The sequence below is a fragment of the Myroides sp. NP-2 genome (genome assembly GCF_014145665.1).
Lineage (GTDB): Bacteria > Bacteroidota > Bacteroidia > Flavobacteriales > Flavobacteriaceae > Flavobacterium.
This window is the reverse complement of the sequence record NZ_JACHTD010000021.1, coordinates 24296-32029: the sequence shown is the minus strand read 5'-3', so window position 1 is coordinate 32029 and position 7734 is coordinate 24296. Positions and strand designations below refer to the sequence as shown.

Sequence of the window (7734 nt, the reverse complement as noted above, 5' to 3'; positions counted from 1 at the left end):
TTGATACTATCATATAGTATTTTAAGGTATTTAATCGACTTAATAAAAACATAACTACCAATAAATCAAAATAATAGTATTTTATCACACTCTATTTATATATGGGTTATATTCCCTCTTTCTCCGCTGATTTATAAAAGATAACTTTTTAAAAGTTATCAAAAAAGCACAAAACCTATGATTCACAATGAGTTATAGGTTTTTTCTTTTTTAGGGGTATCACATTCTGTTCAAAAGTGCACCTAAAAATATTCGGGATTCGGTGCACAAAAAAACATCTAAGCGATGTGCACCTTTCAACTTAGCGAACCCTTACGCCAAATGGCGCCAGAGAGTTTTAAACTGTGATTTTGGAACGTTTTAATTCGACATTTATTAATATTTAAAAACAGTTGAATTATGTTAGAAAAACAGTTATCAATTAATTTCTTTCTTAAACCAAGTAGAGAGAAAAGTGATTCAAGAGGGGTTTACCTTAGAATCACAGTAGATGGTATTCGCAAAGAGACTTCTTTAAGTCATAAATGGGATATCAATAGATGGAACCAAAAAGCAGGTCGTGCCAATGGCACTAAAGAAGATGCTAAAACGCTAAACTACCTCTTAGATACAATCGTATCAAAGATTACTAAGTACAAATTAGAGCTCTTAAGCAATGAAGAACCTATTACTGCTACTGTGCTTATGGATTATATCCACGGCAAAGGAACAAGTAAAGCTAAAGTTTTAGAGGAATTCCAAAAGCATAACGATGAAGTTTTTAAACTTGTGCCTAAAGAGTATGCTATTGGAACACATGAAAGGTATGTTACAGCAAGATCGCATGTAGCTGAATATATTCGTTATGTATATGGTAAAGAAGATATAGAGTTTAGAGAACTCAATTATGAGTTTGTACTTGGCTATGAACATTATTTAAAGACCGTTAGAGCGTGTTCTAACAATACTGCTATAAAGTATATCTCAAACTTCAAGAAGATTGTTTTACTGGCAGTTGCTAAAGGAATTATCCCTTCCAATCCATTTGTACAATACAAACCTAAAAAGACTAAGCTCAATAAAAAGCCATTAAGCAAGGAAGAGTTATCTATTTTAGAGAACAAAGAGTTTACTAATGAGCGATTAGCTACTGTAAGAGATGTCTTTATTTTTCAGTGTTATACAGGACTTGCTTATATCGATGTATTTCAGTTAAAGAAAAGTGATATTACAAAAGATGAAGAAGGTAATTTGTGGATTAGAATTAACAGACAAAAGACAGATGCTAATATCACTATACCATTACTTCCAAAAGCTATTGAGATAATGGAAAAACATAAAGATCATCCCGCTTGTATTGGTAAAGATATTGTGCTCCCTGTTCGCTCTAATCAAAAGATGAATGAGTATTTAAAAGAGATTGCCTCACTTTGTGAGATAAGCGAATTAAATACCCATAAAGCAAGAAGAACTTTTGGAAGTACTGTAACTCTCGGTAATGGTGTTCCTATTCACGTGGTAAAAGAAATGTTGGGACATCACTCTGTTAAACAAACTGAGGAATACGCTCTAACAGAACAAGAATCTATCAAGACCGAAATGCAGATACTAAAAGGTAAGCTTGAAGAAAAAGCAAATAAACAAACGGATAATTTTACGGACTTACTTGAGAGTTTAAAAAAGCTGAATCCTGATAAATTAGCTCAGCTAACTACTTTTATTAATCAGTTAAATGGATAATAAAACTCCCTCGAATTCTCTACATTTTATAATAATTCAACTGTCATATTTGTAGCACAGAATTCGAGGGAGTAAGTTTTCAACCTTTTTAATGAGTAGAAGTTAACTTCTACTCATTAAAAAGGTTCATAATATCTTTTCTGTTGTAGTAATATGAACCAAGTATTTTGCGATACTGTAATTTTCCACTGATGCGCAGTGTTTGTAAGGAAGCTGGAGAGATGCTTAGTAATTGCCTTGCTACTTTAGCCTTTACCCAATCAAGAGAATTCTCTTTGTTTTGCTTAGCTAAGATTTCTTTTAGCTCTCCAATAATTGTTTGAGCAAACAATCTTAAATCTTCTTTTGTAATCTGATTTTCCATGATAGTTGTTTTTTAGGTTAAACAACTAAGGTAAAGTAGTTACTAAAAGATTGAAATAATTGGAAGGTAAAAAGCATACTTGGCTCTAACTATGCATTTATAAAAACTACTAGTTGGTAAAAGATTATTAGCTCCTTTGATCTACTATTATTTTTAATTCAGCTTGTAATTGAGTAATTAGTTCTAATAGTACTTCTGTTTTTTCTGTATCAAAATTAATAAGTCGTTGATGTACTACTCTATAGTAATCTAATAAAGAAAAAAACTTGGTGCCGAATTTATCAAATAAGTATTGATACTTAATTAAGTCAGTATTCACATTTACACAAAGCAACCATAAAGAGTAGCTAGATAAGTAATTAGGTAAGTATGATAAATGAGCTAATATATATGTCCTACAAAATGACAAAAAATAAAGTGATAGTAGATAAGGAATACTTTGCTTGCACTCTTGGTTCTTTTTAAGTTTCTGTAGTTTTTTGAGCAGTTCTTTAGCTGTATTATTAGTAACAGAATTATAGTAATATAGATCAGTATATAAGGATTCGTGAGGGACTAACCAATGTAGTGATGCATTATATTGACTAGATGAAAAAATCTTGTTCTCATTTTTTATGATGCCAGCAAAGAAATCTTGTGAGCTGTATAATTCAGTTTGAATCCATATTTTAGTATGAGCTATAATAACAAAGTTCGTTTGCTTGTTAAACTTATCTTGTAAACTTGATTCCAAATTCTTAATCTGTTCGTTTGCAAACTTATCACCTATGACAAGAAGATAATAAATAGTTTGGTTACCAAGAATTAACGTCTTGTATAGATAAATTTCTTCTATACGCTGATTTTGATTTAAGCATCTTTCAATGATGATATCATTAAAAGTATCTTGCTTATTTAGCTCTAAAGCCACCTCTGTAATCGTAGGAATGACTATTGGGTGTTTTATTAAACGTTTTAAAGACTTAAAACGGTCTTGAATAAAATTATGAAGTGCGTTTTCAACATTATTAAAAGCCTCAAAGCACTCATGGTAATAAACTTCTCTATCCTCTTCGATTGCTTCTTTTACTCTGTTTATTAAAGCTACAAGATAGTATTCCTCTTCATTTCTTTTAAGAAATAAACCTTCAATCTCTGGATTAAACTTGCTGATTGCTTTTATTCGTTGGTGCAGATTACTGTTTGGACTCATATGCCCTACATATAATTCTTCTAAATATTGTAGGTGTAATTCTAATATACGCTCGTATAGGAGAAACACACTTGAAATAGCGTCTAAAGACTTATACTTATTAAGCTCAGAGCTCAAAAGACCATAATCTTGAAAATATATCTCTTTATAAATATTGTACTGATTCTTAAACTCTTTGAAACTTCTTGTAGCAAGTTTAGTAAAATCAATTCCTTCTTGTTGATAAATTAGATGCTTTTCTTGGTAGATAAGCTCTATTAGTGGATAACCATGCTTAAACTTGTATTTCAAAGAGTCATAATCAAATAACAATACTATGATACCATAGATCTTAAATAGTTTTTTAATTCCTTTGCGATTGGCAATAATGTCAATATCACTTCTGTTATTTAGATGTAAAAGTAAATAGGAAGTCATCTCTATAGTATTACTACAATAGTAAATTTCTAATACAGAAGAAAACTCTGTAATAACCTCTTTAAGTTGATTACTTAAAAAGTCGTTGATAGGTAAAATAGTTGTTTTCATAATTATTGAGTTTTTTGATTTGATTAAAATTCAATAGAACTCATTGAGTAAACTATTCTATCAAGAAGTATAATATTCTCATTAAGGGATATTTTACAAGATAATTTTATAACTTTACCTTTCAATCTTTTTAAATCATTGGCTTTATCTTTGAGCCTTCTTAACTTAGCTATTAATTATGAAACATAAAATACATCAAGGAAGAAATGTAAAGCGTTTTAGAGAAATGCTTGGAATCAAACAAGAGGTTCTTGCTTTTGATTTAGGAGAAGATTGGAATCAGAAAAAGATATCTGTTTTAGAACAGAAAGAGGTAATTGATAATGCACTACTACAACAGGTTTCAAAGGTGCTTAAGATACCTGTTGAGGCAATTGAGAGTTTTGATGAACAGCAAGCTATCAATATTATTGCCAATACAATTACGAATAACGATAATGCAGGGATTATTGTAACTAATAACATTAATCCAATGCAAGAAATTGTAAAACTTCACGAAGAAAAGATTGCTTTGTATGAGCGTATGCTTAAGGAGAAAGATGAGATGATGACTCGTTTAGAGAAATTGATTCAAACTAAGTAGATATAATTTTATACATATAACGGAAAAAAGGTAGAATTACTATGGATGGTATTCTACCTTTTTCTGTCTATTAAGATTATTCATCCCTCTGATATAATAACCAACATGCCTCTATTAATCTATTTATACTAATAAAAGAGGTATTAACTTCTATTGATGGTGGTTCTATAAAGTCTCCAAGTGCAAACTGTGTTATTTCAAATAAATCAGTTTCTAACTTAACTACAGATTGTTTTTCAAAAATATTTTCAAATACTAAATAGGGATTTAAGTACTCCTCTTGTGATAATGCCCCTAAGAATGTCATTAATTTGGAAACTTCTGATTTGTCTATTGGATTTATCGAATAGTATTTTTTTGAGTTGCTTAGTATCTTATAACTACTTCGTATTATCGAACGTAGTAAAGAATAGATCAAAAAAACTATATGAGGGGTCTTCTGTAGATAAATTTCACTTTTATGAGTGTGATTCATTAATTCTGATAAATGCAATTTTAACTCAGGCGGGTGAACTACATCAAATAAGCAGTAAAACATATAATAAGGATTCTTGATTGGTTCTCCATACCATATATGGGCTTCTAAAGAAAATTTTACTTTTTTCATAATTCATGTCTTTTAAGGTTTGTTTAAAAGTATCATGCATTATATCAGTAAACTATTCACTTTAAAAGATAAATTATCTTCTATAAAAGTATTACTACTTTAAAAATATAAGACACATTAAAACATAGAAAATCAGAACTAAAAGAAAAGAATTATTAGGTTTTATTTTTATTATTAATTGCACAAAGTTAGGCAATGCCTAGCGGTTCGCTAGCAAGAAATTCCCCCATAAATGCTTGACTAAAGTCTTCGCTTTATTGCGTTGCTTCTTGCGCTCGCTAAGCCATTACCAATTGTGGCTCCATAATTAATTTAAAAATTTAATAGTATGGAAACTACAGTTTTAAACACAGAATGGCTTATCGCATCAGAAGTAGAATTAATTTACAAATCAAAAGTAAAGGCTTCACAGAGACCTCAAATTACATCTTCTTACAGTGCATATCAAGTTGCATTAAAGGCTTGGGATAGTAACAAGATTGAATTATTAGAACAATTTAAAGTCCTTATGCTTTCAAACAACAATAAAGTACTCGGAGTATTAGAAGTTTCCTCAGGAGGAATAACAGGTACAATAGTAGATTTAAGAATCATTTTCTCCTCTCTTTTAAAAGCGCATGCTACAGCATTCTTGATTGTACATAATCATCCGTCAGGGAAATTAACTCCAAGTGATGCTGATAGACAAATTACAAGAAAGATTAAAGAAGCAAGTAAACTACTTGATATTACTCTTTTAGATCATTTAATTATAACAGCAGAGAGTTATTACTCTTTTGCAGATGAAGGCACCTTATAAGGTGCCGTTGTTTTTTATATCGGGAATTCTTTTTTGATAAACTCTGTAATTATCCCTTTAATTTCATCAGGACAATTATATGATGCGTAGATTTTTGTTGTTTCACCAAAATTGTTCCATTCAACAAGATCTTCTATTTCAATATTTTTAGGTAAAACATAATTATGGTTTGTTAAATACTCTTTTATTTTTGTATTAATGTTTTGTAATTTATTTCTAAATTCTACATTTATAAATGAAAAATTATTATTCATAGGTTTAAGATTAAAAACCAATTTAGCAAAAATAACTTTTAACTAAGTTGATATTATATAAAATTTTGTCCGATATTTTAATTTTAGTAACCCTTTTTAATAGATTAATAAGTTCGACTTGTCTCTCATTTTTTAGTTTGTTTTTGTACTTCATCGCTATAGATAAAGCTGTTTCGTGTTTTCTATTTTTAATATTCGGGTTAGCTCCATTATTTAATAAAGTTTGCACTCCTTCAAACCATTGCATTGAAGAATAATACATCAGTACAGAATTATTTTCATTGTCTTGGCTATCTACATAAGCACCATTATCAATAAGTTTTTTCACAATTTTAGTTGATTGAGCTAACATTAATGCTGTAACACTTCTTTCTCTAGAAAATCTTATTGGATTTAACAATTGAAGCATAGGGTTATCCTCAATTTTTCCATTAGCCTTACATTTTAAATCAACAATTGCACCATTCTGAATTAACCAACTTACTTTTTGGTAATTATCATTTAAAACAGCATTTAATAATAGGGTAAAGCCTAATTCATCTTCTTTATTTATAAGATATTCATGATCTTTTGTAAATTCCGTTATTTCTTCGTTTAATATTTTAATAAATTGTTTTTGAGGAGATAAGCCTTCTTTATTAGCTAATTTGATATTAGTTTTCCCTATAACTAACATTTCTATTTTGTATAAATCATCATCATCAATTTCATAAAGATTATTTTCTAGCTCTTCGTTTAATTGAATTAAAAAATAATTTAATGCTGTATTTCCTTTATTGTCCATTTGATTTATATCTAACTCGGGATGAGTTAGTATAAAGTCAAAAATTCTAAGATGAAAATTATCATCTCCTAAATAATTATTTATACCATAAAACAATAATGATTTTCCATCATTGTCTTTAATATTTATGTTCTCAATGTTTTTCCACAATTTTAAGAATACAATTTCTTCTTCTTTTTCATCTAAATCTATAGCTTCACCATCCAATAAAAGCATTAATGCTGTTCTACCACCTAAAAAGCCGTTTTCTTTTCTTATATCAACTTTCGCTCCTAAAGAAGTCAATTTATCAATTAAGGAAAATCTACTTTTCATTATTGCTGTTTTTAGAAGTGCTCCATAAGAAGAATTTATGTCAGCTCCACTTGCTATTAAAAAATCTATTATTTTATTAGAGTCTTTTGATTTTAGACCTATATTTGAAATTGGTTCTGATTTGTCATTAATATTTGCTCCATTTTCAACCAAAAATTTAATTAGTTCAAAATCTTCAAAAATACAAGCATTTGATAAAACTGAAGTAAAAATAGGTTCATTACCTAATGCTCCTTCAAATACATTTAATAAATCCATATCTGTTATTGATAAGAAGTTTACATCAGCACCTGAATTAATTAATAATTTACAGATTTCTAATTTATTTGGTGTTTCTTCTTCGAGAGATAGTAGAGGAGACAAATTTGTAGTTTGTGAAACGTAATTCACATCACTTCCTCGGCGTATTAATTTAGCTACAATTTCTATTTCGCCTCTTTTAACTGCTTCCATTAAAATTGAAATACTACATGTTTTCTCAGTAAATAGATTTTCAAATTCGTAAGGTAGGTTAATATCATTCATTGTAAATTCATTAAAGCCTTCCCAACTTCTTATTTTATCTATTTGTTCTTGTGTCATCTTTTAC

At 29.1% G+C, this 7734-nt stretch carries 8 protein-coding genes; 3 read left to right on the top strand and 5 right to left on the bottom strand.

Translation table 11 applies throughout. The features are described 5' to 3' along the window. Positions 1-399 precede the first annotated feature (399 nt). Complete coding sequence (locus tag H4K35_RS14830; RefSeq protein WP_155036008.1) at positions 400-1719, top strand: site-specific integrase; 1320 nt, start codon at positions 400-402, stop codon at positions 1717-1719. Between the two features lie 109 nt (positions 1720-1828). On the opposite strand, the gene H4K35_RS14825 is transcribed toward H4K35_RS14830, so the two are convergent. Beyond that, on the bottom strand, positions 1829-2083 hold the full coding sequence (locus tag H4K35_RS14825; RefSeq protein ID WP_002985535.1) for a DNA-binding protein: 255 nt from the start codon (positions 2081-2083) through the stop codon (positions 1829-1831). A gap of 127 nt (positions 2084-2210) precedes the next feature. Further along, positions 2211-3803 (bottom strand): hypothetical protein, encoded by a 1593-nt coding sequence (locus H4K35_RS14820; RefSeq protein ID WP_155036009.1) that lies wholly within the window; start codon positions 3801-3803, stop codon positions 2211-2213. A gap of 178 nt (positions 3804-3981) precedes the next feature. Here H4K35_RS14820 and H4K35_RS14815 point away from each other — a divergent pair, with 178 nt between their 5' ends. Beyond that, on the top strand, positions 3982-4386 hold the full coding sequence (locus H4K35_RS14815; protein WP_155036010.1) for a helix-turn-helix domain-containing protein: 405 nt from the start codon (positions 3982-3984) through the stop codon (positions 4384-4386). A gap of 76 nt (positions 4387-4462) precedes the next feature. Here H4K35_RS14815 and H4K35_RS14810 read toward each other — a convergent pair whose 3' ends face one another. Beyond that, positions 4463-4993, bottom strand: coding sequence for a hypothetical protein (locus tag H4K35_RS14810; RefSeq protein ID WP_155036011.1), 531 nt, complete (start codon positions 4991-4993; stop codon positions 4463-4465). Positions 4994-5321: 328 nt separating this feature from the next. Here H4K35_RS14810 and H4K35_RS14805 point away from each other — a divergent pair, with 328 nt between their 5' ends. After that, positions 5322-5792 (top strand): RadC family protein, encoded by a 471-nt coding sequence (locus H4K35_RS14805; protein ID WP_182628705.1) that lies wholly within the window; start codon positions 5322-5324, stop codon positions 5790-5792. Positions 5793-5806: 14 nt separating this feature from the next. Here H4K35_RS14805 and H4K35_RS14800 read toward each other — a convergent pair whose 3' ends face one another. After that, positions 5807-6046 carry a hypothetical protein gene (locus H4K35_RS14800; RefSeq protein ID WP_058699611.1) on the bottom strand — a complete coding sequence of 80 codons (240 nt, stop codon included), beginning with the start codon at positions 6044-6046 and terminating at the stop codon, positions 5807-5809. A gap of 22 nt (positions 6047-6068) precedes the next feature. Then, positions 6069-7727: an ankyrin repeat domain-containing protein gene (locus H4K35_RS14795; protein WP_182628704.1), complete on the bottom strand. Its 1659-nt coding sequence runs from the start codon at positions 7725-7727 to the stop codon at positions 6069-6071. Positions 7728-7734 lie beyond the last annotated feature (7 nt).